The sequence below is a fragment of the Duganella sp. Leaf61 genome, assembly GCF_001421905.1.
GTDB lineage: Bacteria > Pseudomonadota > Gammaproteobacteria > Burkholderiales > Burkholderiaceae_D > Rugamonas > Rugamonas zoogloeoides.
This window is the reverse complement of record NZ_LMLM01000002.1, coordinates 151095-177607: the sequence shown is the minus strand read 5'-3', so window position 1 is coordinate 177607 and position 26513 is coordinate 151095. Positions and strand designations below refer to the sequence as shown.

General features: G+C 64.0%; 23 protein-coding genes. 13 read left to right on the top strand and 10 right to left on the bottom strand.

From position 1 onward, the window contains the following. Window position 1: 1 nt before the first annotated feature. Window positions 2-3862, top strand: a complete 3861-nt coding sequence (locus tag ASF04_RS05020; protein WP_056138695.1) for an NAD(P)-binding protein — start codon at window positions 2-4, stop codon at window positions 3860-3862. A 12-nt stretch (window positions 3863-3874) separates the two neighbouring features. Here the strand turns inward: ASF04_RS05020 and ASF04_RS05015 are convergent, their stop codons facing one another. After that, entirely contained in the window at window positions 3875-5077 is a 1203-nt protein-coding gene (locus ASF04_RS05015) for an MFS transporter (RefSeq protein WP_156368528.1), read from the bottom strand. 102 nt (window positions 5078-5179) lie between these two features. Here ASF04_RS05015 and ASF04_RS05010 point away from each other — a divergent pair, with 102 nt between their 5' ends. The 4 genes from ASF04_RS05010 to ASF04_RS04995 all read left to right on the top strand — a co-directional run bounded on the left by ASF04_RS05010 (window position 5180) and on the right by ASF04_RS04995 (window position 10638). Continuing rightward, window positions 5180-6097 carry a LysR family transcriptional regulator gene (locus tag ASF04_RS05010; RefSeq protein WP_056138692.1) on the top strand — a complete coding sequence of 306 codons (918 nt, stop codon included), beginning with the start codon at window positions 5180-5182 and terminating at the stop codon, window positions 6095-6097. A gap of 164 nt (window positions 6098-6261) precedes the next feature. Further along, window positions 6262-7809 (top strand): methyl-accepting chemotaxis protein, encoded by a 1548-nt coding sequence (locus ASF04_RS28570; protein WP_056138690.1) that lies wholly within the window; start codon window positions 6262-6264, stop codon window positions 7807-7809. 125 nt (window positions 7810-7934) lie between these two features. Beyond that, window positions 7935-9542, top strand: a complete 1608-nt coding sequence (locus ASF04_RS28565; RefSeq protein WP_056138688.1) for a methyl-accepting chemotaxis protein — start codon at window positions 7935-7937, stop codon at window positions 9540-9542. Between the two features lie 88 nt (window positions 9543-9630). Further along, entirely contained in the window at window positions 9631-10638 is a 1008-nt protein-coding gene (locus tag ASF04_RS04995) for a 2-hydroxyacid dehydrogenase (RefSeq protein ID WP_056138685.1), read from the top strand. On the opposite strand, the gene ASF04_RS04990 is transcribed toward ASF04_RS04995, so the two are convergent. Then, entirely contained in the window at window positions 10639-11244 is a 606-nt protein-coding gene (locus tag ASF04_RS04990; protein ID WP_229204921.1) for a UPF0149 family protein, read from the bottom strand. A 131-nt stretch (window positions 11245-11375) separates the two neighbouring features. Between ASF04_RS04990 and ASF04_RS27830 the strand changes: the two genes are divergently transcribed. Next, window positions 11376-11534, top strand: coding sequence for a hypothetical protein (locus tag ASF04_RS27830; protein WP_164474763.1), 159 nt, complete (start codon window positions 11376-11378; stop codon window positions 11532-11534). Here the strand turns inward: ASF04_RS27830 and ASF04_RS04985 are convergent. Beyond that, complete coding sequence (locus tag ASF04_RS04985; protein ID WP_056138681.1) at window positions 11531-11713, bottom strand: hypothetical protein; 183 nt, start codon at window positions 11711-11713, stop codon at window positions 11531-11533. The two genes, ASF04_RS27830 and ASF04_RS04985, sit on opposite strands and share 4 nt — an antisense overlap. A gap of 207 nt (window positions 11714-11920) precedes the next feature. On the opposite strand from ASF04_RS04985, the gene ASF04_RS27825 reads away from it, so the two are divergent. From ASF04_RS27825 to ASF04_RS04975, 3 genes are all read left to right on the top strand, one after another. Next, window positions 11921-12058, top strand: a complete 138-nt coding sequence (locus ASF04_RS27825; protein WP_019922055.1) for a hypothetical protein — start codon at window positions 11921-11923, stop codon at window positions 12056-12058. A gap of 98 nt (window positions 12059-12156) precedes the next feature. Continuing rightward, complete coding sequence (locus tag ASF04_RS04980; RefSeq protein WP_019922056.1) at window positions 12157-12522, top strand: hypothetical protein; 366 nt, start codon at window positions 12157-12159, stop codon at window positions 12520-12522. An 83-nt stretch (window positions 12523-12605) separates the two neighbouring features. Beyond that, window positions 12606-16025: a response regulator gene (locus ASF04_RS04975; RefSeq protein WP_056138680.1), complete on the top strand. Its 3420-nt coding sequence runs from the start codon at window positions 12606-12608 to the stop codon at window positions 16023-16025. Window positions 16026-16028: 3 nt separating this feature from the next. On the opposite strand, the gene ASF04_RS27320 is transcribed toward ASF04_RS04975, so the two are convergent. The 3 genes from ASF04_RS27320 to ASF04_RS04965 are packed head-to-tail and all read right to left on the bottom strand — an operon-like array spanning window position 16029 to window position 18934. Beyond that, a complete protein-coding gene (locus tag ASF04_RS27320) occupies window positions 16029-16184 on the bottom strand; it encodes a hypothetical protein (RefSeq protein ID WP_156368527.1) in 156 nt (51 codons plus the stop codon). A 10-nt stretch (window positions 16185-16194) separates the two neighbouring features. Further along, window positions 16195-17607 carry a pitrilysin family protein gene (locus tag ASF04_RS04970; RefSeq protein ID WP_056138679.1) on the bottom strand — a complete coding sequence of 471 codons (1413 nt, stop codon included), beginning with the start codon at window positions 17605-17607 and terminating at the stop codon, window positions 16195-16197. Between the two features lie 4 nt (window positions 17608-17611). Next, complete coding sequence (locus ASF04_RS04965; protein WP_056138678.1) at window positions 17612-18934, bottom strand: pitrilysin family protein; 1323 nt, start codon at window positions 18932-18934, stop codon at window positions 17612-17614. Window positions 18935-19052: 118 nt separating this feature from the next. On the opposite strand from ASF04_RS04965, the gene ASF04_RS04960 reads away from it, so the two are divergent. Then, window positions 19053-19532 (top strand): acyl-CoA thioesterase, encoded by a 480-nt coding sequence (locus ASF04_RS04960; protein WP_056138676.1) that lies wholly within the window; start codon window positions 19053-19055, stop codon window positions 19530-19532. Between the two features lie 43 nt (window positions 19533-19575). On the opposite strand, the gene cysC is transcribed toward ASF04_RS04960, so the two are convergent. The 3 genes from cysC to gudD all read right to left on the bottom strand — a co-directional run bounded on the left by cysC (window position 19576) and on the right by gudD (window position 22917). Then, on the bottom strand, window positions 19576-20142 hold the full coding sequence (gene cysC, locus ASF04_RS04955; protein WP_229204920.1) for an adenylyl-sulfate kinase: 567 nt from the start codon (window positions 20140-20142) through the stop codon (window positions 19576-19578). Window positions 20143-20236: 94 nt separating this feature from the next. Next, a complete protein-coding gene (locus tag ASF04_RS04950) occupies window positions 20237-21538 on the bottom strand; it encodes an MFS transporter (RefSeq protein ID WP_056138675.1) in 1302 nt (433 codons plus the stop codon). Between the two features lie 35 nt (window positions 21539-21573). Further along, on the bottom strand, window positions 21574-22917 hold the full coding sequence (gudD, locus tag ASF04_RS04945) for a glucarate dehydratase (protein ID WP_056138673.1): 1344 nt from the start codon (window positions 22915-22917) through the stop codon (window positions 21574-21576). Window positions 22918-23069: 152 nt separating this feature from the next. Here gudD and ASF04_RS04940 point away from each other — a divergent pair, with 152 nt between their 5' ends. Beyond that, window positions 23070-24125 (top strand): LacI family DNA-binding transcriptional regulator, encoded by a 1056-nt coding sequence (locus tag ASF04_RS04940; RefSeq protein WP_056138671.1) that lies wholly within the window; start codon window positions 23070-23072, stop codon window positions 24123-24125. Window positions 24126-24146: 21 nt separating this feature from the next. On the opposite strand, the gene ASF04_RS04935 is transcribed toward ASF04_RS04940, so the two are convergent. After that, window positions 24147-24806, bottom strand: a complete 660-nt coding sequence (locus tag ASF04_RS04935; RefSeq protein ID WP_373922122.1) for a methyltransferase domain-containing protein — start codon at window positions 24804-24806, stop codon at window positions 24147-24149. Window positions 24807-25024: 218 nt separating this feature from the next. Between ASF04_RS04935 and ASF04_RS04930 the strand changes: the two genes are divergently transcribed. Beyond that, window positions 25025-25300: a hypothetical protein gene (locus tag ASF04_RS04930; protein WP_056138668.1), complete on the top strand. Its 276-nt coding sequence runs from the start codon at window positions 25025-25027 to the stop codon at window positions 25298-25300. 13 nt (window positions 25301-25313) lie between these two features. Next, the gene (locus ASF04_RS04925; RefSeq protein WP_056138667.1) at window positions 25314-26492 is read left to right on the top strand and encodes a GGDEF domain-containing protein; all 1179 of its coding nucleotides are present in this window, start codon (window positions 25314-25316) and stop codon (window positions 26490-26492) included. Window positions 26493-26513: the final 21 nt, after the last annotated feature.

Sequence of the window (26513 nt, the reverse complement as noted above, 5' to 3'; positions counted from 1 at the left end):
CATGTCCACACCGCCAACCGCCCGGCCGCCGCGCGCCACGCCCTTCGATTCGTTCTGGCAGGGCGGCTACGAAGGGGCCGACCACGTCAACCACGGCGAGCGCCCGCTCGACATGAACACGGCCAACGGCCACCGCGAGCGCGCCCGCGCCGACTATCTTCTACTACAGCAGTTTGGCATCACCACCGTGCGCGAGTCGATCGGCTGGCGCCTGACCGAGCGCGACGGCGTATTCGATTTCTCCAGCCTCGACGCGCGCCTGCTGGCCGCGCGCGAGCTGGGCATGCAGATCTGCTGGACCTTCTGCCACTACGGCTGGCCGCCCGAGATCGACGTGTACGCGCCCGAATTCGTCACCCGTTTCGCGCGCTTTTGCCGTGCCGCCGCCATGTACCTGGCGCCATTCACAGGCGCTGCCCCGGTGTATGCGCCGATCAACGAGATTTCGTTTACCAGCTGGGGCCTGTCGGTGCACATGTTCCGGTGCAAAAACATGTTCGACCCGCGCGCCGCCACCGAAGGCAAGCGCCAGCTGGTGCGCGCCACCCTGGCCGGCTGCGACGCCATCTGGGAAGTGACGCCCGGCGCGCGCATCCTCCATTGCGACCCGCTGATCCACGTGATTGCCCCCACCGGCCGTCCCGAGTGGCAGCCTGAGGCGGACGGCGCCAGCGCCGCCCAGTACGACGCCTGGGACATGTTGTGCGGCAGGCGCGAGCCGGAACTGGGCGGCGCACCACGCTACCTCGACATCATCGGCGCCAATTACTACGACACCAACCAGTGGGAGAGCGGCACCAATGCGCGCCTGTGGTGGCACCTGGGCGATACCCGCCGCAAGCCGCTGCACCAGTGCCTGCTGGACGTGCACCGGCGCTACCACCGCCCGGTGCTGCTGGCCGAGACCAGCCACGTCGGCAGCGGCCGGGGCGCCTGGATTGCCGAGATGGCCAGTCAAACCGCACTGGCCCTGCAACATGGCGTGGTCATGCAGGGCATCTGTCTTTACCCGATCGTCGATCGCAACGACTGGGAGCACGAACACCACTGGCACCGCAGCGGCCTGTGGGATCTGGACCGCGCGGGTCCAGACCCGCTGGCGCGGCAGCTGGTGGCGCCATATGGCATTGCCCTGCAACAGGGGCAGCGCCTGATCACACGCCTGTTTGCAGAGATTGAAACAGGCCATTACCCGCAAGGGCAACTCAGGGAGAGAGTCATGCATACCGTAATCGTTTTTTGTCACCTGCGCTGGGATTTCGTTTATCAGCGTCCGCAACACTTGCTGACCCGCCTGGCCCAACACTACAAAGTACTGTTCGTCGAAGAGCCGGTGTTCGACGAGGCCGAACCGCACTTGCGCACCTACCACCCGGCGCCCAACGTCACCGTGTGCCAGCCCCATACGCCGGTGCACTCCCCTGGCTTCCATGACGACCAGATCCCGGTGCTGCAAGCACTGCTGAACAACCTGGTGCCGGACGGCGAAGACCCGGTGGTGTGGTTTTATACGCCAATGGCCTTGCCGCTGCTGGCCACCATGCACCCGTCGCTAGTCGTGTACGACTGCATGGACGAGCTGTCCGCGTTCAAGAACCCGCCCAGGCAGTTGCTGCAACGCGAAAGCGCTTTGCTCAATATTGCCGACCTGGTGTTCACCGGCGGCCCCAGCCTGTATGAAGCGAAGCGTCCGCGCCATGCCAACGTGCATTGCTTCCCCAGCAGCGTCGATACCGTGCATTTCGAACAGGCGCTGGACCGCAGCAACGCCCACCCGCTGCACGCCGACATTCCGCGTCCACGCCTGGGTTTCTATGGCGTCATCGATGAGCGCTTCGATACGGCGCTGATCGCCGCCATGGCCGATGCCCATCCCGAGTGGCACATGGTGCTGGTGGGACCGGTGGTCAAGATCGAGCCGTCGGCGCTGCCGCAGCGGCCCAATATCCACTACCTGGGCCAGCAGGCTTACCAGGCGCTGCCGCAATTCCTGGCCGGCTGGGACGTGTGCCTGCTGCCGTTCGCGCTCAATGAATCGACCAAGTTCATCAGCCCGACCAAGGTGCTCGAATACATGGCGGCCGAATTGCCGATCGTCAGCACGGCAATTACCGACGTGGAAGTGCCGTACGGCGACATCGTCGCGATTGGCCACGACCACGCCGAATTCATCGCCCACTGCGAAGCGGCATTGCAACTGACGACTGCGCGGCGCCTGGAAATGGCCGGCCAGATGCGCGAAGTGGCCGCCCGTACCTCGTGGGACGGCACCGCCGACCAGATGCGCACCCTGATCGAAGGCATGCCTGCCAACACCTCGGCGCGCCTGCCGGGCAATGTCGCGGCGCTGGCCGTCGAGCAGACTGCCGCGCTTGCTGCTGGCCAGGTGCCCAACTACGGTGAGGCGGGCAAGATCAACCCGCTGCGCGCGGGCGCTCCGGCCATCGGTTGCCTGATCATCGGCGGCGGTCCTACCGGCCTGTCTGCGGCTTACCACAGCGACGCCAACACGGTGCTGCTCGAACGTAACGCCACGGTGGGCGGCTGGTGCCGCTCGATCGAAGATGCGGGCTTCACGTTCGACTACGCCGGCCACATCATGTTCTCCAACGACCCGTACGTGCTCCAGCTCTACGACATCCTGCTCGGCGACAACCAGCACTGGCAGATGCGCGAGGCATGGGTGTACAGCAAGCAGGTATTTACCCGCTACCCGTTTCAGGGCGCCTTGTACGGCTTGCCGCCCGACGTGATCAAGGAGTGCATCGTGGGCGCAATCGACGCCCGCTACGGTAACGCCGCCGCACCTGCATGCGAACCGGACACGGTGGAAGACTGCTGCGCCGATGGCACCGCCGACGTGGCGAATGGCAGCGGCGCGGTGCGCCAGGAACGCACCCAGAGCTTCGAGGATTTCATCTATAAAGTGTGGGGCAGCGGCATCGCCAAGCACTTTGCCATTCCCTACAACAAGAAGCTGTGGACCGTGCCACTGTCGGAAATGGAAACCTCGTGGCTCGGTGGCCGGGTGCCGCTGCCGGACCTGGGCCAGATCATCGACGGCGCACTGCAACCGGTGGCGCGGCCGATGGGCCCGAACGCCCGCTTCGGCTATCCGAAAAAAGGCGGTTTCCAGGCGCTGGTGTCGGGCTTTCTGCCGCATATCAAGGGACGGATCGAACTCAATGCCGACGTGGTGCAGGTGCTGCCGAAAGAGCACGCGGTGGCGCTGGCCGACGGCCGCCGCTTCCACTACGACAACCTGGTCAGCACCATGCCGCTGCCGGAACTTGTCAAGCTGATCGGCGCCGAAGCACCCGAGGAAGTGCGGCTTGCTGCGCGCGGGCTGTGCCATATCTCGATTCGCTGCGTCAATATCGGCATTGCCCGCGAAAACGTCACCGACAAGCACTGGATCTACTATCCTGAAGACAGCATCTTCCACCGTATCTTCGTGCAGGGTAATGCCAGCCCCGAGTGCAATGCCCCGGGCGGCTTCGGCTTCACCTGCGAGATTTCGTATTCGCCCTGGAAGCCGCTGCCGCTCGACGGCGATGCCCTGATCCAGCGCTGCATCGACGACTGCATCGCAGTGGGCATGATGACGGAGGACGACCGGGTGCTGGTAGCCAACCAGGTCGATATGCCGTACGCGTACGTGGTATACGACCACGAACGCGCCCACAACGTGGCCGTGGTGCGCGACTGGATGGCGCAGCACGACATTGTGCTGGCCGGGCGTTATAGCGAATGGGAATACTACAACTCCGACCACGCGTTCCTGGCCGGCCGGACCGCGGCTGAAAAGGTACGCGCCGCCAGCACTGGCGCCAGCGAAGCGGTGCAGGTAGCGGAATCCTGATAGCAGGGTGAATTATCGCGCCGGCTTCGCGGCCGGCGCGTGCTGGACTGCCGTTGGCGCAATCGCTGCCGACACCACTGCCGCCACCATCACGGCCACCACGGCCAGCGCTGCTGCCGCATACCCCACCGCATGCACGCCCCAGGTCGAGATGGCCAGGCCGCCGAGCGCCGCCCCCAGCGCGATACCGCCATTGGCCGCCGAGACATTGATGGTGCCTGCCAGCGCCTGGGCGCCGGTCGCTGCCTTCATCACACGGATCTGGCAGATCGGATACAGCGCCGTGTTGGCAATGCCCCACACACCGAGCGCCAGCGCAAACCACACGCTATTGCTGCCGAAGCCGGCCAGCGCCGTGGTGGCTGCCATACCGAGCGCCAGGACCACGCAAAACAGCGCCGTGGTGGCCAGCGGCTTGCTGTCCACCCACAGGCCGCCGAGCCAGTTGCCGAACAAGCCGACCGCGCCAAAGCCCATCAACCACCAGCCCACCAGTGACGGCGCAATGCCGGCCGATTTTTCCAGCAGTTCGGCCAGGTAAGTGTAGCCGGTAAACATGGCAGTAAACACCAGCACCGACAGCGCCACGTTGGCCAGGAAATAAGGGCGCTTGAGCACGGCCGCCTGGGTGCGCAGCGGCACCGCTTCGGTGGCCTGCACGGTGGGCATGCTGATGGTCATCAATACTGCAATCACGGCCGACAGCGCGGCCAGCAGCGCGAACGCACCGCGCCAGCCGATGGCGTCCGCCGCCAGGGTGCCAAGCGGAATGCCGAACAGCATCGCCGCCGAAATCCCCAGGTACACGGTCGAGACGGCACGGCCGCTGTTGCCCGGACCGGCAATTTGCGCAGCGGTATCGCTGGCCGTGCCCCAGAACACGGGCAACGCCAGTGCGGGCAACAGGCGGGCTATCGCCAGCACCCAGATATTCGGCGCCACGGCGGCCAGCGCGTTGGCGGCGGCAAACAGCGCCAGGATGGCAATGAACAGCTTCTTGCGGTCGAAGTGGGCCAGCGCGGCGGTCAGGAAAGGTCCCGCCACCATCACGACCACGGCAAACAGCGTGACCAGCTGGCCGGCCGAGGTAACGGATATTGCCAGGTCGCGCGCCAGTGCCGGCAGCAGGCCGACGATCAGGAATTCGGTGGTGACGATGATGAAGGCGGCAATCGCCAGGATGGCAATCGAGGCTTTGGAAGATGAGGTAGCCATGTTTTTCTTGTGAGTTGTCAGGTTAAACAGGGACATATGATATAAAAGAAAAATATTCCACTGTTGGATAAGAATTCCACTCAATTTAAGAAAATAATTCCAGTGCATCCGACCGAACGTTTAAAAGGCATTGCCACCTTTGTTGCCGTTGCCGAAGCCGGCAGTTTTACCGCTGCCGCCCAGCGCCTCAATCTCACCAACTCGGCGGTGGGGAAGGCGATTGCCCGCCTGGAAGAACGGCTGGGCAACCGGCTGTTCGAGCGCAGCACGCGCCGTCTGCGCCTGACCGACGCCGGCCACGCCTACCGGCAGGTGTGCGTGCAGGTGCTGGAAGACCTGGAAGCGGCCGAACGGGTGGTGGCGTCCGACGACGCGGTGCCGTCCGGGCGCTTGCGGGTGGACTTGCCGGCGACCTTCGGCCGCCTGCGCGCCTGGCCGGCGCTGCTGCAATTTGCAGACATGCACCCGCAAGTAATGCCGCACGTTTCCTTCACCGACCGTTTCGTCGATCTGGTGGAAGACGGTGTGGACGTGGTAGTACGCATCGGCGGCGGCGACAACGAGGTATGGCCTGCTGCGCTAGACCATCGCACGCTGGGATACGAAGAATTGATTTTTTGCGCGGCGCCGGCGTACCTGGACATCCATGGCACCCCGTCATCCAGTGTGGAATTGCTCGCTCATGCAGCGGTGCTGTACGGCCGCGCCGACGGCAGCACGGCGCCGTGGCTGATCCGCGCAGAATTGGGGCCGGTGGTGCGCCAGCCGATGACCGGGCGGGCCGTGCTCGGTAACGCCGAAGCCCTGGTCGGTGCGGTGGAGGCCGGCCTCGGCGTGGCGCAACTGGCAACCTGGCTGGTGGCGCGCCAGATTGCCGAAGGACGGCTGGTGGCGCTCCTGCCGCAGCTGACCACGCAGGGTTTGCCGCTGCACATCGTCTGGCAGCGCAGCCGTTCCCATGCGCCCAAGGTGCAAGCACTGATCGCGCACCTGGTGGCAACCTTGCATATCGGCGCCTGATTTGCGGTACATAGCATGAACACAGTTTCATGTTTAGCATAAATAACGTCCTCAGTACGCTGCCGAACCAAAATAAAAATTACTTGCGACATAATAGTATTTCTCTGTAGAAAATTAGCCGCAGCGCAGCTAGCATGGCGTCCACATCGTTATCGGGGGCTACCATGCAATTTTTCAAGAATCTGAATATCGGCAAGCGACTCAGCTTGTCGCTCGCGCTGATTGGCGCACTGCTGCTGCTGATTGCAGCTACCAGCGTTCACATGCTGGGCAAGATCAACCAGAACACCACCGACCTGGTCGAAGTCAATATCGCCCAGCTGGAAATGTCGAACGACCTGATCGATAACGTCAACAATATCGCCATCGCCTTGCGCAACATGATGTTGACCGACAAGGACAGCGACCGCGCCACGCAGCGGCAAGTGATCGAGGCCAACCGCGAAGGTTCGCGCAAGGTGATCGCCACACTGGCGGGTGTGTCGTTGCCGCAGGACCGCGCCGGCGTGGCCAGTATCGAGGCCGCCAACGGCCGCTACATCGACGGTCAGATCGCCCTGATCAAGCTGGTCGAGGAGGGCACACCCGAGCAAAGCCGGGCGTACCTGTCCGACCAGCTGCGCCCGGTGCTTGGCGAACTCAAGGATCTGGTCAACGCCAAGCTCAAGGCGCAGAATACAGCCGCCAGGCAGGCGGGGCAGGACGCCCACGACACCTATGATTCCACGCGGACCCTGATGACAGGCTTGTCGGCGGCGGCCGTGGCGCTGGGCGCGGTGCTGGCGTTCGTATTGACCGTGTCGATCACGCAGCCGGTGGCGCGCGCGCTCGCGGTTGCCAACACGGTGGCAGCGGGCGACCTGACCAGCGTGATCGAGATCGAGTCGCGCGACGAAATCGGTCAGTTGCTGCAAGCGCTCAAGACCATGAACGAGCGCCTGGCCGACACCGTGAGCACGGTGCGCAGCGGCACCGAGACCATCGCCACCGCCGCTGCGGAAGTGGCCGCAGGCAGTCTCGACTTGTCGTCCCGGACCGAACAGCAAGCCGGTTCGCTGGAGGAGACCGCGTCGTCGATGGAAGAACTCACGGCCACCGTCAGGCAAAACGCCGACAACGCGCGCCAGGCCCACAAGCTGGCCGAGTCGGCCTCCGTGATTGCCCGGCGCGGCGGCGAGGTAATCGGCCGCGTGGTCAGTACCATGGAGCAGATCGATCAATCGTCGGGCAAGATCGGCGACATCATCGGCGTCATCGACGGCATTGCGTTCCAGACCAATATCCTGGCGCTAAACGCTGCGGTGGAAGCAGCGCGCGCCGGCGAACAAGGCAGGGGCTTCGCAGTCGTGGCATCGGAAGTACGCAACCTGGCGCAGCGCTCGGCGGCGGCCGCCAGGGAAATCAAGTCCCTGATCGACGACTCCAGCCGCACCGTTGCCAGCGGCAGCGTGCTGGTGCATGACGCGGGCGCCACCATCAGCGAACTGGTGGGGAGCGTGCAGCGCGTGACCGATATCGTGGCCGAAATCTCGTCGGCCAGCGTGGAGCAGCAAGCGGGCATCGAGCAGGTGAACCAGGCCATGATCGACATGGATAACGTCACCCAGCAGAACGCCGCGCTGGTCGAGCAGTCGGCCGCCGCTGCTGCCGCCATGCAGGAACAATCCGCGCACCTGGCCGGCGTGGTCAGCGTGTTCAAACTGGTACGGTAGCGGCCAAACAGGTGCGCATTGCACTGGCATGGTGCGTAAATGTAACAGAACTGTAATTTCCTTGTGGAAAAATTGTTGGAGACGGGCTAGCATGTTCGCCACCTTCCGCCTCTGCCAGGATTTCCATGCAATTTTTTAAGAACCTTCATATCGGCGTACGCCTCACAGTCGCACTTGCCGCCATCGGTGCACTGTTGCTGGCGATTGCCATCATCAGCATCATCATGCTGGGCCGTCTGAATCATGGCACCAGCAATATTGTTGAAAACAATATGCCGCAGCTCGAGCACTCGAACGACCTGATCAACAAGGTCAACAATATCGCGATTTCGCTGCGTAACATGATGCTGACCGATAACGAGACTGACCGCGCCAACCAGCTCAAGATTATCGAGACCAACCGTGCGGACGCGCTCAAGGACATCGCGGCGCTCGAACGCCTGTCGCTGCTGCCGCAGGATGCGGAGCAACTGACCCGCATCGCCGCCGCCAATGTTCGCTATACGCAGGGCCAGCTCGACCTGATCAAGCTGATTCTGCAAGGTACGCCGGAGGAAAGCCGCACCTACCTGTCGGACAAGTTGCGTCCGGCGCTGGGCCAACTCAAGGACCTGGTCGCCGAGAAAATCAAGTCGCAGAACGCCAACGCCGCCCAGGCCGGCGTCGATGCCGGCCAGACTTATACCAACGCCCGCAACCTGATGCTGGTGCTCACCGGGGCAGCCATCGTGCTGGCGGCGCTGCTCGGCTACATCATAACTGCCTCGATTACGAAGCCGGTGGCGCGCGCGCTGCTGGTGGCCAATACCGTGGCTGCCGGTGACCTGACCAGCGACATCGTGGTCGAGTCGCGCGACGAAATGGGCCAGTTGCTCGAAGCGCTCAAGCGCATGAACGACGGCCTGGCCGACACCGTGAGCACGGTGCGCAGCGGTACCGACAGTATCGCCATGTCGGCCAGCGAAGTGGCGGCCGGCAGCATGGATCTTTCGGCCCGCACGGAACAGCAGGCCAGCTCGCTGGAAGAAACCGCGTCGTCGATGGAAGAGCTCACTTCCACCGTCAAGCAGAATGCCGACAATGCGCGCCAGGCCCACAAGCTGGCCGAGTCAGCGTCGGTGATCGCCCATCGCGGCGGCGAGGTCATTACCCGGGTGGTGGCCACCATGGAGCAGATCAACCAGTCGTCGAACAAGATCGGCGACATCATCGGCGTGATCGACGGGATCGCTTTCCAGACCAACATCCTGGCGCTGAACGCGGCCGTGGAAGCAGCCCGCGCCGGCGAGCAGGGCCGTGGCTTCGCGGTGGTCGCCACCGAGGTGCGCAACCTGGCGCAGCGCTCGGCGGCCGCCGCCAGGGAAATCAAGGACCTGATCGACGCCTCGTCGAGCACAGTGGCCAGCGGCAGCGCGCTGGTCAACCAGGCCGGCGATACCATCACCGAGCTGGTCGATAGCGTGCGCCGGGTGACCGACATCGTCTCCGAGATTAGCGCTGCCAGCGTCGAGCAGCATGCCGGCATCGAGCAGATCAACCAGGCCGTCACCGAGATGGACGATGTGACCCAGCAGAACGCGGCGCTGGTCGAGCAGTCGGCCGCCGCCGCTGCCGCCATGCAGAACCAGTCGCAACAGCTGGCGCAGGTGGTCAGCGCGTTCAAGCTGCGCGCCGGAGCAGCAACGGTAGTCGCCGGCACTTCCCGGACCGCGCGCCGTGCATTGCCGCGCTAGTGGACGATGCCCCGGTCGTTGGTGATGACTTTATTGCAAGCAGGGACTAACATGGTCGCCATGCAGCACAATCGACCAGGGAGAGACCATGAAAGTTGCGGTATATAGCGCGCGGCGCTACGACAAGGCATTGCTGGCGCAGGCCAACGAGCAAGCGAATGAGCAGGGCGGCCACACGCTGCGCTTCCTGGAAGACCGTCTGACCGCCCACACGGCGGCGCTGGCCGAAGGCTGCGGCGCCGTGTGCGTGTTTGTCAACGATACCGTCGATGCCGAGGTGCTGGCGCTGCTGGCCGCGCAAGGCACGAAGTTGGTGGCCACGCGCTCCACCGGCTACAACCAGATCGACACCGAAGCGGCGGCGCGGCTGGGCATTGCAGTGGTGCGGGTAACCGACTACTCGCCGCACTCGGTGGCAGAGTTCGCGGTGGGCCTGCTGCTGGCAGTGAACCGCAAGATCGCCCGCGCCAGCGCGCGCACGCGCGACGGCAATTTCGACCTCGACGGCCTGATGGGTTTTGATCTGCACGGCAAGACCGTGGGCGTGATCGGCACCGGCAAGATCGGCACCATTTTCGCCCGCATCATGACCGGCTTCGGCTGCACGGTGGTGGGCCATGATCGTTATCCGTCACCGGCGTTCGAGGCGTTGGGCGGGCGCTACGTGGGAGTCGACGAATTGCTCGCCTGCAGCGACGTGGTGTCGCTGCATTGTCCGCTCACCGACGACACGCGCCACATCGTCAACGCCGAATCGCTGGCGCGGGCCAAGCGCGGCAGCGTGCTGGTCAATACCAGCCGGGGTGGCCTGATCGACACCGACGCTGCCATCCAGGCCCTTAAAACGGGCCAGTTGGGCGGGCTGGCAATCGACGTCTATGAACAGGAAGCAAACTTGTTCTTCCAGGATTTATCGTCAACTATCATCTGCGACGACGTGATCCAGCGCCTGGTATCGTTCCCCAACGTCATCGTGACCGGCCACCAGGCTTTCTTCACGGTGGAAGCGATCGGCCAGATCATGCGCACCACCATCGAGAGCATCACCGCTTTCGAGCGCGGCGAAGAACTGGTCAACCGCGTGCCGGCAACTTAATTACTTGCCTTCGCCGCAGCACTTTTTGTACTTCTTGCCGCTGCCGCAAGGGCAGGGATCGTTACGGCCCACCTTGGCGGTCTTGGCGGGGGCGGCCGGGTGGAAGTGGGCGTGGATACGGATCACGGAGGGCGTCACTGCCGCTTCCCAATCCTCGCCGGCGCGCGCGAATGGCGCCAGCCAGGCGGGCTCGGCGGCGCGCAAGGCATCCCATCTGGCGGCGTCAAGTTGCATGCCGGCTTCAAAGCCGGCGGTCCAGGCTTCGGGCGTCCAGGCGCCGCCGCATTCGTAGATCGGCTCGAAGCTGGCGGGGTCTTTTTGCATCCAGGTGCGCATGTACTGTTCATGGCGCAACACCAGAGCGGTAGCGGCCTCGACCGCCTTGGTGTCGGCCGGCGCGGTATCGCCCCAGACCACGGGCAGCCACGCTGCGCGGGCGGCCTCGCCAGGGCCGATTACCAGCGCCGTCAACAAGCCTTCGAGCCCGGCCACATCCAGCGCCTGCGGCGAGATGGCGGCCAGCAGGTCGTCGAGTTGGTCGTATTCGTCATCGTTGAGCGGGGTATTGAGCATGGCGGCAATCTGGTGGTGAACTGATCGAGCCATCATTGTACCCGTTGCAACACAACGGCTGGTATTGCAAGCAATTGGTAGGGCTTGGGTGCGGTGGCGCACTAAATAAAAAGGACGCATGGCCGAGAATGGCGGTATTCAATGAGGAGAGCACCATGCCAGCCATGTCAAACACCCCAGCCGAGCTGCACGCGCACATTACCCCGGACCCGGACGTGCCGCCACCGCCACCGGAAAAAGACCCACCGCCCGACAACACGCCGCTGCCAGAGGAGCCTCCGATCGAAGAGCCTACCCCCAAGCAGCCGCCAATGAAGGTTTAAGGTTTGGACGGCGCCGCGTTACCGTCCTTCGGTAACGGCGGAATGCTCTTGATCGCTTCGTCAGTCTCCTGCTTGCCTGGCGAAGGTTCGCCGCTGCCAATATCGGCTTCTTCCGTGAGGTGGCCTGCGTCGCGCGCCGGATCGTGGTCGCTGGTGCCCGGTTTGGCTGCTTGATTCATATGGTCTCCCGTTGATGTGTCGTCACAGCCTAGCATGTTCATCCCCGGTCCGGCGCACGCGCTGACGATGGTGCAAACATGATAGAAAGTGTGACAGTTGTTGCTCTTGAGTTACATATTTTCATATTTCTTCGGTGCGTCACACTGCTGTCATCGAAGTGTTTCTATAATTTAGTCAGATCATCGTTTTTCACAACGGAGAGCATCATGGGCAATTCCCTGCACAATAAAATCTACCTCGGCCGCCGTAGCGTTGCGCTGGGCACCAAGCGCGTACAGGCACTGCTGTGCGTGGCGGCGTTTGCCAGCATCGGCGCGGTCTGGTTGCTGATCCGCGCGTTGTAGTGCCTTGCCTGCGGACGATGCAGGGCTACGCGCCTTGCCGTCGTGCCGTGGTGCGCGTACCATGAGGGCCGCAGCAGTCTCTTATGGAAAAAATGGCAATGAAGAACGACAAATTAACGCAAGACGAATACAATGCGCTCGATGAAATCAAGGCTGGCGTCAAAACCGAGCGCTACAGCGCCTGCGTGGGCCGCAATACCAAGCGCTTAGCTGGCCTGAAATTGTTCAGCGTTGCCCGCAACGGCCGTATTTCCCTGACCGACAAGGGCGAGCAGACCTTGTTCCTGCGCCGCTGCATCCTGGCGCTGCGCGCCATTGCCGACGATGGCGCTAGCCCGATCGGCGCCGACGTGGCGCTGTTCCTCGGCAAAAAATCCCATATCGTGCCGCGCGCCGAAGGCGGCTTCGAGATTTCCGACAAGGGCCGCGAATCGCTGGCCGACATCGAACAGCAGGGTCTTTAACGACCAGGTATCACCAAAAACGCTCCGCTGGAGCGTTTTTTTTTGTTGTATCCTAGCATTGCCACCACACCACTGCGCCGCCCGTGAAAAGAATCGATACCCTGCAAAAATTCAGGAAGCTGTTCGGCGTGCTGGTGGTCGCCGTCGCGGTGGTGGTGTTAATTCTCGTCATCGGCCTGGCCCACGTGCTCAACCAGAGCCGCCTGCGCTACTACGCCACGGCCGATGAAACCGCGCGCAATCTGGCCATCACGCTCGAAGGCTTTTTGCAGGCCCATTTCCTCGAAGTGGACCTGGCGCTGCGGCGCGCCAACGCCGAGTTCGGCGCCATGCACGCAGCCGGCACTTACACCGACCAGGCGTTCAGCACCTATCTGAGCAGCCTGAAGGAGCGCGTGCCGCAGGCGCAGGCGGTGCGCGGGTCCGACGCCAGCGGCCGGGTGATTTTTGGCGACGAAGTCGATCCCGCCCATCCGCAAGATCTCAGCATCCGCGAATTCTTCCAGCGCGCCCGTCTGGAGCGCAAGCTGACCTTTGGCTTGCCGGTGCGGTCGCGTATTACCGGCAGGTGGGTGTTGCCGGTCGCGGCGCCGCTTACTTTGCCCGATGGCAGCTTCGGCGGCACGGCCTATGTCACCATCAACAGCAGTACGCTGGATGAATCGTTTGCCGCGCTCAAGATTGGCGCCCACGGTTCGATCGTGCTGCTCGATGCGCGCAAGCGCGTGCTGCACAGGTATCCGCAAGTAGAGGGTATGGAGATCGGCAGCGTTATCAAGGTCAACCCGCTCACCCAGGACATCCTCGACGGCAAGAGCCGGCGCGGTACGTTTACCGTGATCAGTCCGCGTGACCAGCTTGAACGCACCTTGAGCATGGAGCAGGTGGGTAGCTACCCGGTGTACGTGGTCGTCGGCCTTGCCAGCAAGGATTTTTTGGCGCCGTGGTATCACAAGGAAATTCGCAACGTCGGCATCTTCATGGCGCTGATGTTGCTGCTGGCCGCTGTGCTGCTGCAGAGCTTGCGTGTCGGCTTGCGCAAGCAGTGGCAATCGGTGCAGCAGCTGGTGGAGGCCGAAGACGCGCTGCAACAGTCGCTGGCACGGCTGACCGCTTCCGAATCGCGCTGGCGCTCGCTGACCGAAGGCTTGCCGCAAATGGTGTGGACCGCGCGTGCCGACCTGCGCCTCGATTTTCTGAGCCACCACTGGCAAGAGTTCAGCGGCATCGCGGCACAGGAAATGATGGACGACGGTAACTGGTCGCGCGTGATCCATCCCGACGACTTGGCCCCGCTCGCTGCCGAATGGCAGCGCGCCAGGCAGGATGGACGCGAGTTTCGTTGCGATGCCCGCCTGCGCCGCCACGACGGCGTGTGGCGCGTGTTCGACCACCATGCGCTGGCCCAGCAGGATGCCCACGGCAACGTGCTGAGCTGGGTGGGCAGCAGCACCGACCGCACCGAATCGCGCGCGGCCCACGAGGCGCTGTTGCTGGCGAAGGAGGAGGCGCTCAAGGCCGGCCGCGCCAAGACCGAGTTCGTGGCCAATATGAGCCACGAAATCCGCTCGCCGATGAACGCCGTGCTGGGCATGCTGCAATTGCTGCAGCAAACCGGCATGAATGAGCGCCAGCAGGACTACGTGGCCAAGGCCGGCTCGGCCGCGCGTGCACTGCTGGGTCTGCTCAACGGCATCCTCGATTTTTCCAAGGTGGAGGCCGGCAAGCTGGCGCTCGACCCGCACCCGTTCCGCTTCGATAAATTGTGGCGCGACCTGGCGGTGATCCTGTCGGCCAACGTCGGCGCCAAGCAGGTGGAGGTGCTGTTCCGCATCGACCCGGCGCTGCCAGCGGCAGCGGTGGGGGACGACCTGCGCCTGCAACAGATCCTGCTGAACCTGGCCGGCAACGCCATCAAATTCACCGAGCGCGGCGAAGTGGTGGTATCGGCGCGGCTGGCAGCGCGCAGCGGCACGCGGCTCGCCGTGTGCTTTGCCATCAGCGATACCGGCATCGGTATCTCGGACGAACAGCGCCAGCGCATTTTCGACGGCTTCTCACAAGCCGAGGCATCGACCGCGCGCCGTTACGGCGGTACCGGCCTGGGCCTGGCGATTAGCCAGCGCCTGGTGGCGCTGATGGGAGGCCAACTGGGCGTGCAAAGTGCTGTGGGCAAGGGCAGCGTGTTCGACTTCACGCTCGAGTTCGAAATCGCGGACGGTGCGGCCCTGGCGCCGGTGCCGTTCCATGCGCTGGCCGACCTGTCGTGCCTGGTGGTGGACGACAATCCCACCGCGCGCGCGGTGCTGGGCGAAATGGCGACCTCGTTCGGCTGGCGGGTGGACCTGGCGGCCGGCGGCGAGCAGGCGCTGGCGATGATTGCCGCCAGGATCGAAGTGGGCAGCGCCTACGACGTGGTGTTCATCGACTGGCGCATGCCCGAGCTCGACGGTTGGGAAACCAGCTGTCGCATCCGTCAATTGGGCGCCAGCGGCAAGTTGCCGCTGATCGTGATGGTCACCGCCTACGACCGCGAAATGCTGGCCCAGCGCCAGCAGGACCTGTCGCCGGTGCTCGACGGCTTTGTCGTCAAGCCGGTGACGGCGTCGATGCTGTTCGACGCCGTGGCCGACGCCCGCCTTGAGCACCGCGTGCACCGCCCGGCCGTGCCGATGCCGGCCGGTGCCCGCCTGGCGGGATTGCGGCTGCTGCTGGTGGACGACAATCCTGCCAACCAGCAAGTGGCCAGCGAGTTGCTGAGCAATGACGGCGCCCGCGTGCAGGTAGCCAGTTCCGGCCTGTTGGCGCTGCAGGCGCTCTCCGGCCAGGCGCCGTTGCCGGACCTGATCCTGATGGACATCCAGATGCCGGAAATGGATGGCTACGAAACCACGCAAGCGATCCTGCGCCAGTTGGGCCCGGCAGCACCGCCGATCGTTGCCATGACCGCCAACGCCATGGCCGCCGACCGCACCGCCGCGCTCAACGCCGGCATGGCCGACCACGTGGGCAAGCCGTTCGATCTGGCGCAGTTGATCGATGTAATCCTGCTGCACGTGGGGCGCGCGCCGGTGTTGCCGATGGAGGCGGCGCCGGCATCGACGTCAGAAATCGCCGCTGCGACCGTGGCGCATGACCGCAGCTTGCCCGGCCCCGGCATCAACAGCGAAGCCGCGCTCAAGCGCATGGGCGGCCTGAAGTCGATCTACCTGATGGCCTTGCACGGTTTCGTCGAGGAAGCCGCGCGGCTGCTCGCGCAAATCGATAGCGCCCGCCTGATCCATGATGTGCAGGCCGCACTGCTGCCGCTGCACACCCTGAAGGGACTGGCCGGCACCATCGGCGCCGAACGCCTGCAAGCGCTGGCGCGCACAGCGGAAATCGCGTTGAAGAACGCGCCGCACGCCTGGGAGGTGCTGGGGCCGGTAGTGGAAGAAGCAGCAGGATTGGGCGACGAGATTGCCGCGCTGGTTGCGACGCTTGCTGCGCCGCCTACCGTTTGACTGTTACGGCACGTTAGCCGACGTGGCGCCACCCACGTCGAGGCAGGCGCGCGGCGCCGCGGTGCGGCGGCTCGCGAGCCGCACATCGATCATGGTCATGCCGGCCGTGCTGACTGTCGCCACCACTACATCATCGACCTCGATACGCAAAGCCGGCATGATCCGCTCCCTATTTGGCGGCTGGCTGGAAGCCGTCGGTGCCGATGTCGAGCTCCGTCACGTCGCCATATTTTTTGGCGACGTCGCGGATATCGTCAGCCTTGCCGATCAACACCGTTTGCAGGTTGTTGCGCGGGAAGTGCTGGTTCACCAGTGCCTTGGCGCGCTCGGGCGTAAGGCTGTCGACGTCGCGCGTAAAGTTGTCGATCTGCTCGCGGCCGACGTTGGACGCGTACATATCGCCGAGCAGCCCGGCCAGTTGTTCGCCGGTTTCATAGCGTGGCGGGAACTGGCCCTTCACGTACGCCTTGGCCGAATCGAGCGTGGCCTTGTCGATCCCCTTTTCCCACAGGCGCTGGTAGGTCTTGTGCGCCAGGGCCAGCGCATCGCCGGTCTTGGCTGACGCTGTGAAACTCGAGATGGCAAAGGTGCCGGTTTGCGACAGCACGCTGAACTGGCTGTTGGCGCCGTAGGTCAGGCCGGAGTTCACGCGCAGTTCGTCGTTGAGCCATGACGTGAAGCGTCCGCCCAGGATGGTGTTGAGCACTTGCAGCGGCACGTAGTCGGCGTCGTTACGGGCAATGCCGGCGCCGCCGATCAGGAACGTGGTCTCGATGGCGTCGGGCTTGTTCACCAGCCACACCCGCGACTTGTCGGCTTGTACTTTACCGTTGTCCTGCTGCTGCGGCGCCGGGCCGGCAGCTTTCCACGCGCCGAACAGCGACTCGATCTGGCGGCGCATCTCGTCCTTCTGGAAGTCGCCCACCACCACGATGGCGGCGTTGTCCGGACGGTAGAACTGGCCGTAGTAGCGCTGCACGTCGGCCTGCTTGAGTGCGCTGACGCTGCCCACCGTGCCGCTGGCGGGAATGCCGTACGGCGCGCTGCCGAACAGCATGGCGCGGTAATACGTGTTCACCACGTTGCGCGGCGCTTCCTTGGCTTGCTTGAGACCGATGACCTTGCGGTCGCGCAGCTTGGCCAGTTCGGCTTCGTCGAACGACGGCTGCTGGACGATTTCGGCAAACAGCGGCAGCAGGGCGGCGGCGTCCTTGCGGGCGAAGTTGGCTTGTACCGTGCTGGCTTCGGCGCCGGCGCCGCCGGCCAGGCGTGCACCGCGGAAGTCGAACGCCTCGTCGATGGCCTTCTTGTTGCGGGACGTGGTGCCGAGCAGCAGGGCGTCGCCGGTGAGGTTGGACAGGCCCGGCTGCGCGGCGTCGTTGACGGCGCCGGCCTTGACCACGGCGCGCACCGAGATCAGCGGCACTTCGTGACGTTCCATCAAGTACACGGTCAGGCCGTTGGGCAGCTTGACGGTTTCGAATGCGGGCAGGCGGAATTCGGCAGCGGTGGCGGTGGCCGGCAGTGTGGCGGCGGCCAGCACGGTGCCCGCTGCCAAAACAGCTATCTTGGTGTAAGTCATGTAATCAGTCCTCCTTCGCAGCAAGCACACCGACGGTGCGCTGCGACTTTTTCAGGTATTTGGCGGCCACGGCCTGGATGTCGGCGGGCGTGAGCTTGGCGTACGCGGCGGGGGCGTCGAACATTTTCTTGTAGTCGCCGAAGAACATCTCGTAATTGCCCAGTTGCTGGGCCTTGCCGTTGATGGTTTCCTGCTCGCGGTACAGGCTGACCAGCTTCTGGTTGCGCACCTTGTCGAGTTCCTCGGCGGTGACGCCGTCCTTGACCACTTTATCGAGCTCGGCCAGCACCGCTTTTTCCAGCGTGCCCGGATCGACCTTGGCGGCCGCCACGGCAAACACGTACAGCAGGCCCGGATCGAAACCTTCGGCGGCATTGGCCGACACTTGCGTGGCCAGTTGCTGCTCGACCAGCGCCTTGTACAGGCGCGAGGTCTTGCCGTCGGCCAGTATGCTTTGCAGCACTTCCAGCGCGTAGTAGTCGGGGCTGTTGGCCGCCGGGATCTTGAAGGCGACCGCGAGGTTGGGCGACGTCGCCGATTCCTTGGTCACGAAAATGCGGCGCTCGCCGGTTTGCGGCGGCTCCACCGTGCGCACGGCCGGTGGCGGTGCGCCTTTCGGAATCTTGCCGAAGTAGCGCGTGGCCAGCTTCTTCACTTCCTCGGCCTTGACGTCGCCGACGATCACCGCCACCGCGTTATTCGGTGCGTAGTACGTTTTGAAGTAATGTTCGAGGTCTTGCTGGGTCCAGGCCTTGATGTCGGACTCGTGGCCGATCACGGGCCAGGAATACGGGTGGGCCGAGAAGGCCACGCCATTGACGGCCTGGTGCAGGGCGCGGATATTCGAGTTTTCCAGGCCGGTGCTGCGCTCGGACAGCACCACGCCGCGTTCGCTGGCGACCATTTTCGGATCGATGTTCAGGTGGGCGATACGGTCGCTCTCGAGCGTGAAGATGGTTTCCAGCGAGCTGGCCGGGAACCAGTCCTGGTACACGGTCAGGTCGTTGCTGGTATAGGCGTTGTTGGAGCCGCCCTTGGCTTCCATGGTGCGGTCGAACATTTTCGGGCCGAAGTTTTTCGAGCCGTTGAACATCATGTGTTCAAAGAAGTGCGACAGGCCCGTGGTGCCGGGCGCCTCGTTGCGCGAACCGACTTTCCAGAACGTGTACATATTGGCGTTGGGGATGGTGTGCGATTCCAGCACGATAAACTTCATGCCGTTGGCCAGCGTGAAGGTCTGCACCTCGTCGGCCAGGTTCGCTTCCTTGGCCTGCGCGGTGGCGGCCATGCCAAGCAGTATGCTGGCGGCCAGGACTTTCCATTTCATATGCGCTCCTTGTATTGAAGCATAAAGCATACGATATCCGGCAATATTGTCGTTAATTATTTGCGGATGGCAAGCTTAGCGGATAGCATGACAGGAACTAAAAACCAGGGAGCAGCAGATGGAAAAACCGATGGCCTGGGTCGCTCACGAGTTGAGCATGACCGTGCTGATGACGCCCGATATGGCCAATTTCTCCGGCAACGTCCACGGCGGCACCATTTTGAAATACCTCGACAGCGTGGCCTATGCCTGCGCCAGCCGCTACTGCGGCAGCTACACGGTGACCTTGTCGGTGGACCAGGTGATGTTTTTGCAGCCGATCCACGTGGGCGAGCTGGTGACGTTCCTGGCGTCGATCAATTACACCGGTAACACGTCGATGGAAGTGGGCATCCGCGTGGTGACCGAGAACATCCAGAAGCGCCTGGTCCGCCACGCCAACAGCTGTTACTTCACCATGGTAGCCGTGGACGAACACCGCAAGCCGCTGCCGGTACCGAAACTGGTGCTGGAAACCGACGAACAAAAGCAGCGCTGGGAGCAGGCGCTGCGCCGCAAGCACGCGCGCCAGATGGTGCACGGCGAACGCAAAAAATAAGCTGTCCACAGCGCCGCCAGGCGCAGCGCGCCGTCGGTCGAGATCACTTTTTGAGGCGTGGCGCCAGGTGCTCCAGTACCAGCCGGCATGACTGATCGAGCGCGATGGTGGAAGTGTCGAGCGCAAGCGCCGGTTGCATCGGCGCCTCGTACGGCGCCGAAACGCCGGTAAATTCCGCGATCAGCCCGGCGCGCGCCTTTTGATACAAACCCTTGGGATCGCGCTGCTCGCACACTGCGCCTGGCGTGCTGATCCAGGTTTCGATGAACAACTGGTCGCCGATGATCTCGCGCGCCAATGCGCGGTCGGACCGTTGCGGCGAGATGAAGGCGCAGAGCACGATCAGGCCGGCATCGTTCATCAGGCGCGCCACTTCCGCTGCACGGCGGATGTTTTCCTGGCGGTCGGCCGGCGAAAAGCCGAGGTCGCGGTTCAGGCGGCGGCGCAGCACATCGCCGTCGAGCACGGTGACGTGGTGGCCGGCTGCGGCCAGCTGCGCTTCGAGCGCAAACGCCACCGTCGATTTGCCGGCGCCACTGAGGCCCGTGAGCCAGACCGTGAAGCCGCGCTGGCGGGCTGGCCCGGCGGTTGTCGCCCGGTGGTTGTTCATCGCAGGGCCGCTGGCAGGTTAGTGCGCATGGATCGAAGCCAGGACTCGGCCATAAATATTGTCAGCCGTAATTATAGCGGCCCAAATCAAGCCCTTACTTCTTGGGCACCCGCGTCAGGAACACCAGGGCCGCGGCGACCAGCGACGCCGCCGCCAGCCCATACAGGCCGCCCTGGATCGAACCGGTCTTCTGCTCGAGATAGCCGAAGGTGGTCGGCGCCACGAAGCCGCCCAGGTTGCCCAGCGAGTTGATCAGCGCGATCACGGCCGCAGCGATGCGGGCGTCCAGGTATGCTTGCGGAATCGGCCAGAACAGCGCGGAAGCCGCCTTGAAGCCGATACCGGCAAAGCAGATCGCCACGAACGCGAATACGGGGCCACCGACGGTGGACATGAACATGCCGGTTGCCGCGATCACCAGGGCTATCGCCACCCACATCTGCTGGTGCTTGAAGCGGGCGGCCAGCGAAGCGAACATATACATGGCCGCGATCGAGATAATCCACGGAATCGAGTTGAACAGGCCGATCTGGAAATCGGTGTAGTGTCCCATCTTCTTGATGATGCTCGGCAGCCAGAATGTGGCGCCGTAGATGGTGAGCTGGATGGCGAAATAGATGAAGCAGAACAGCGCAATGCGGCTATCGCGCAGCAGCGAGAACATGCTGACGTGGCCCGGCTTCGATTTTTCGCGCTCCTTTTGCTCGGCCGCGATCACGGTTTCCAGCTCACGGCGCTCGGCATCGGTCAGCCACTTGGCGTCGCTCGGTTTCGAATCAAGGCAGAACCACACCACAAAACACAGCAGGATCGACGCCACGCCTTCGATGATGAACATCCATTGCCAGCCGTGCAGGCCACCGCCCTCGATTTGCAGCAGCGCGCCCGACAATGGACCGGACACCACCGACGCCAGCGCCGAACCGCTGAGGAAAATCGCCATCGCCTTGCCGCGCTCGGCATTGGGCAGCCACTGGGTAAAGTAATACACCACGCCCGGGAAGAAGCCAGCCTCGGCCACGCCCAGCAGGAAGCGCATCACGTAAAACGACGTCTCGCCCTGCACGAAAGCCATGCCGGTGGCGACGATGCCCCAGGTGGCCATGATGCGGGTGAGCCAGGCCTTGGCGCCGAAGCGCTGTTGCAGGATATTTGACGGCACCTCGAACAGCGCGTAGGCGAGGAAGAAAACCCCGGCGCCGAAGCCGAACGCAGCCGCGCCGATGCCCAGGTCCGCCTCCAGGTGGGTACGGACGAAGCCGATGTTGACACGGTCGATGTAGTTGGCGATGAACATCACCACGAACAACGGCAGGATGCGCCACTTGATCTTGCTGACCGCGCTGGCCAGCACGCTCGATGGCGCGCCGGCGGCGGTGGGTAAAACTGTACTCATGTTGCAGTCTCCTCAAACTTGCATGAATCGGATGATCAGCGCACCAGGCAGGGCTTTTTGTTATCGAATTTCCAGCCTGGAATCAGGTACTGCATGGCGACGCCGTCGTCGCGGGCGCCCAGGCCCATGTTCAGGTACAGCTGGTGGCCAGCTTCCAGCGCCTCGAGGTCGAGTTCCACGCCCAGGCCCGGGGTGGTGGGTACTTGCACCTTGCCGCCTTCGATCTGGAACGGGTTGCGGGTCAGGTGCTGGCCGTCCTGCCAGATCCAGTGGGTGTCGATGGCGGTGATCTTGCCCGGCGCTGCGGCGGCCACGTGGGTGAACATCGCCAGCGAGATATCGAAGTGGTTGTTCGAATGCGAACCCCAGGTCAGGCCCCATTCGTGGCACATCTGCGCCACCCGTACCGAGCCCTGCATGGTCCAGAAGTGCGGGTCGGCCAGCGGAATGTCGACCGATTGCAGCGAGATCGCGTGCTGCATCTCGCGCCAGTCGGTGGCGACCATATTGGTGGCGGTGAGCAGACCGGTGGCGCGGCGGAATTCGGCCATCACTTCGCGGCCGGAAAAGCCGTTCTCGGCGCCGCACGGATCTTCGGCGTAGGCCAGCACATCGTGCTGGTCGCGGCACAGGCGGATTGCGTCCTTGAGCAGCCAGCCGCCGTTGGGGTCGAGCGTGATGCGCGCCTGCGGGAAGCGTTCATGCAGCGCGGTGACGGCCGCGATCTCGTCCTCGCCACGCAGCACGCCGCCTTTCAGTTTGAAGTCCTGGAAGCCGTAGCGCTCGTATGCTGCTTCGGCCAGGCGCACCACCGCTTCCGGTGTCAGCGCTTTTTGATGGCGCAGGCGCAGCCAGGCGTCTTCATTGTCGGGATCGGCCGCGTAGGGCAGGTCGGTGTCGTTGCGGTCGCCGATGTAGAACAGGTAGCCGAGCATTTCCACCTCGGTGCGCTGCTGGCCGTCGCCAAGCAGGGCTGCCACCGGCACGCCCAGGTGCTGGCCGAGCAGGTCGAGCAGCGCCGCTTCGAGCGCGGTGATGGCGTGGATGGCGATGCGCAGGTCGAACGTCTGCAGGCCACGGCCGCCGGCGTCGCGCCCGGAAAACGCCGTGCGCGCAGCGTTGAGGATGGCCTTGTAGTTGCCGATGCTGTGGCCGATCACCAGCTCTTTGGCATCTTCCAGGGTCTGGCGGATTGCTTCGCCGCCCGGAACTTCACCGACGCCGGTGTGGCCGGCATTGTCGGTGAGGATGACGATGTTGCGGGTGAAGTAGGGGCCGTGGGCGCCGCTGAGGTTGAGCAACATGCTGTCGCGTCCGGCAACCGGGACCACGCGCATGGCAGTGATGATGGGAGTGTCGTTGTGGGTCTGGCTGGTCATCTTGCATCCTTGGTTGTTCTTGAAATGATTGCGCTGTCATTAAATGGTAGCGATGTCATTTGCAAATATCAACTTAAATTTACGAGACTTACGCATTTTTTTATGATTGAAGTAAATGATAGAAAATGATGTGTTGCTATATAATCTGGCACATGACCATCAAAAATGACCAATCCGACTTGCGCGTTCTGCGCACCGCCAACGCCGACATTCCGGTCAGCGGCGCCACGCTGGCCGATGTGGCCAAGGTAGCCGGCGTGTCGCCGATCACGGTATCGCGCGCCCTCAACCAGCCGCAGCTGGTGCGGCCGAACACGCTGGCGCGGGTACAGGAGGCGGTGCAGCAGACCGGCTACGTGAAAAACATGATGGCCGGCGCACTGGCTTCCAATCGCAGCAAGCTGGTGTCACTGGTGATTCCCAGCATCGCCACGCCGATCTTTGCCGAAATGGTGGAAGCTGTGACCGATACGCTGACCCAGGCCGGTTACCAGTTGCTGCTGGGCTTGTCACGCTACGAGCCGTGGCGCGAGGAAGTGCTGGTCGAAACCATCCTCAGCCGCCGCCCGGACGGCATCATCGTTACCGGTACGCTGCATACGGATAACACGCGGCGGCGGCTGGAGCTGTCCGGCGTGCCGGTGGTGGAGGCGTGGGACATGGCGTCGTCGCCGATCGACATGGTGGTGGGCTTTTCACACGAAGAAGTGGGACAGGCCACCGCGCACCATTTATTGGAACGCGGCTACCGCCGCATCGCGATTTTGGCTGTCAACGACCCGCGCGGCGCGCGCCGCAACCAGGGGCTGCAGGCGGAACTGGCGCGCCACGGCGTGGCGGTGGCGGCGGTGCAACTGATGCCGCTGCCCACCACCTTGCAACTGGGCCGCGAAGGTCTGGCGCAATTGCTGGCGCAGGCGCCCGATCTCGACGCCGTCGTGTGCAGTTCCGATACGCTCGCGCACGGCGTGCTGACCGAGGCGGTCAGCCGGGGGCTCGAGGTGCCGGGCCAGGTGGCCGTGATTGGTTTTGGCGATCTGAATTTCGCAGCCCACACGTATCCGCCGCTCTCGACCATCCATGTCGATGGCCGCAACATCGGCACCGTGGCGGCGCAATTGCTGCTGGACCGGCTCGATGGCGGCAACCAGGTGCGTCCGCGCGTGATCGATACCGGCTTCGAGCTGGTTCACCGGGCCAGTACCTGATCGGCCCGCGTCTGCGAGCCGTTACGCCGATGCGGTGCGGCGCAACTGCCACACCACGCGGTACGCCAGCAGCCGGTTGAGCAGCGGCCGCCACGGCAACGACCGTTGTCCCGCCAGCCCACGCTGCATTGCCAGCGCAGGCGACGGCTGCGCGCCCGGCACCGCAAACCAGATCCGGTTATTGCCCGCCACCCCGCGCAAGGTGCAGATCCTGCCGCCGAACGCGTGCCGCAGGCGCCGCAGCATGACGCCATACGACGGGTCGTAACTGAAAATATTGGTTACCAACACGCCGCCGGGGCGCAGCGCGCGGCGGCAGTCGGCGTAAAAGGCGGCGCTGCCCAGCGGCGCCGGCAGGCCGTGTTCGTCGAAACCGTCCACCAGCAGCACGTCGGCGCTGCCGCGCAACTGGCGCATGTAGCTGGCGGCGTCGGCGTGGACAATGCGCAGCCGGTCGTCATCGGGCGGGATGGCGAAGTGATTGCGCAGGGCAATCACGTCGGCCCGTAATTCCAGCACGGTGATGCGCGCGTGAGGCAGGTAGCGGTAGCAGAACTTGGCCAGCGAACCGCCGCCCAGGCCCACCATCACGATGTGCGCCGGCTGCGGCTGGAACAGGGTAAAACACATCATGGCGCGGCAGTACGCAAGCACCAGGTCGTCGGGGTGCGAGAGCTTCATCTCGCTTTGCACCATGCCTGGACGAAATTCCAGCAGGCGGCGATTGCCACGGGTGTGGACCTGGGGGCGGGGATCGGGTGGCGTCAAGTGTCTGAAAAATCCGGGATGTCGATTTATAGTAGCATGCGGCCGTCACTTTCATTTACAGAAGGAAAATTTCTAGGTAAATTGGCGGGGCACCGCCACGGGCGGACCACACGCAAAACCGGAGAACCACGATGTTTTTAGATCACCCCACGCTGACCGCCACCAACAGTATTACTGAACCCGACCGTATCGAGCGCCTGACCCGCGTGTACGGTTACGTGGTGGCGCTGGCCGACCTGTCGGGCCACCAGAGCTTTATTGAAAAAGTCAGCCAGCTGCACGATCACAAGGGCACGCTGATCGTGTTCTGGCACGACAGCCCCAACGAGGACGAAAAAGAACTGTTTTCCAAGGCCTGGGCCAGCAAGATGGGCGACGGCACCACCAACGTCGAACACGAGGTCTGAGTCGCCCCCGGTCATGGAGATCAAGACGCTGGTCCTGGCGCTGGCGCTGGGCAATCTCAGCCTGTGCGTGGCGCTGTTCTTTTTCGAGCAGCCCGCCGGCGCCGCTACTGCGGCGCGCGGCAATGCCACGTGGGCACGCGCCCGGCAACTGCAGGCATTGGCCTGGGGCCTGGTGTACCTGCGCGGCACGCTCCCCGATTTCCTGACCATTCCCTTTGCCAATACCCTGCTGCTGGCCGGCTTTGCGCTGGACGCGGCGGCGCTGTGGGAGCAGGCCGGCCGGCGCATCTGGCGCCGCTACCTGCTGCCCGTGCTGCTGATCGCGGTGGCGGCCTTTGTCGGCGCCTGGCTGCTGCAACGCACGCCACCCGAGCGGCAGGCGATTTCCTCGCTGTCCATCGGCTTCTTTGTCGCTGCCGGCGCCGGCGCGCTGGGCCGGGGCTGGTCGGCCGGCACGCTGCTGCGCCGCTACCTGGTGGTCAGCACGGTGGTGCTGGCGCTGGCAGTCGTTGCGCGCGGCCTGCTGGTGCTGCTCCTGCCCAATGGCTGGTCCTGGGTCAGCCCGGAGCTGGTGCAGGGCATGGGCCTGGTCGCCTTGTACCTGGTCATGCTGGGCAATGGTTTCGGCTACCTGCTGCTGGTGCGCCAGCGCCTGCAAAATGAGCTGGAACGGCTGGAAGTGATCGATCCTTTGACGTCCGCGCTGAACCGGCGCGGCTTCCACCAGGCGCTGGCGCCGTGGCTGGCGCTGGCGCGCCGGCCCGGTCAGCCTACCGCGCTGGTGATCGTCGATCTCGACGATTTCAAGCGCGTCAACGACCATTACGGCCACCTGGCCGGCGACCAGGTGCTGGTCGCCATGGCGGACGCTTGCAAGCGGCAACTGCGTGACAGCGACACCCTGGGCCACCTGGGGGGCGGCGAATTCGCCATCCTGCTGCCGCGCACCGCGCTCGACGATGCGCTGCTGGTCGCCGAACGCGTGCGTGGCGCGCTGGCCGCGCAACCGGTCAAGGCCGAAAAAGCCATCATCAACCTCACCGCCAGCCTGGGCGCCACTGTCATGCGCGCCGACGACACTACCGTGGGCCTGTTCCAGCGCGCCGACCTGGCATTACGCCAGGCCCGCGCCGCCGGCGGCAACCAGGTGACCGCGCATGCTGCCGATAGCGCCGCCACGCTCGACGCCTGAGCGCCGGGACACCTGGCCAAT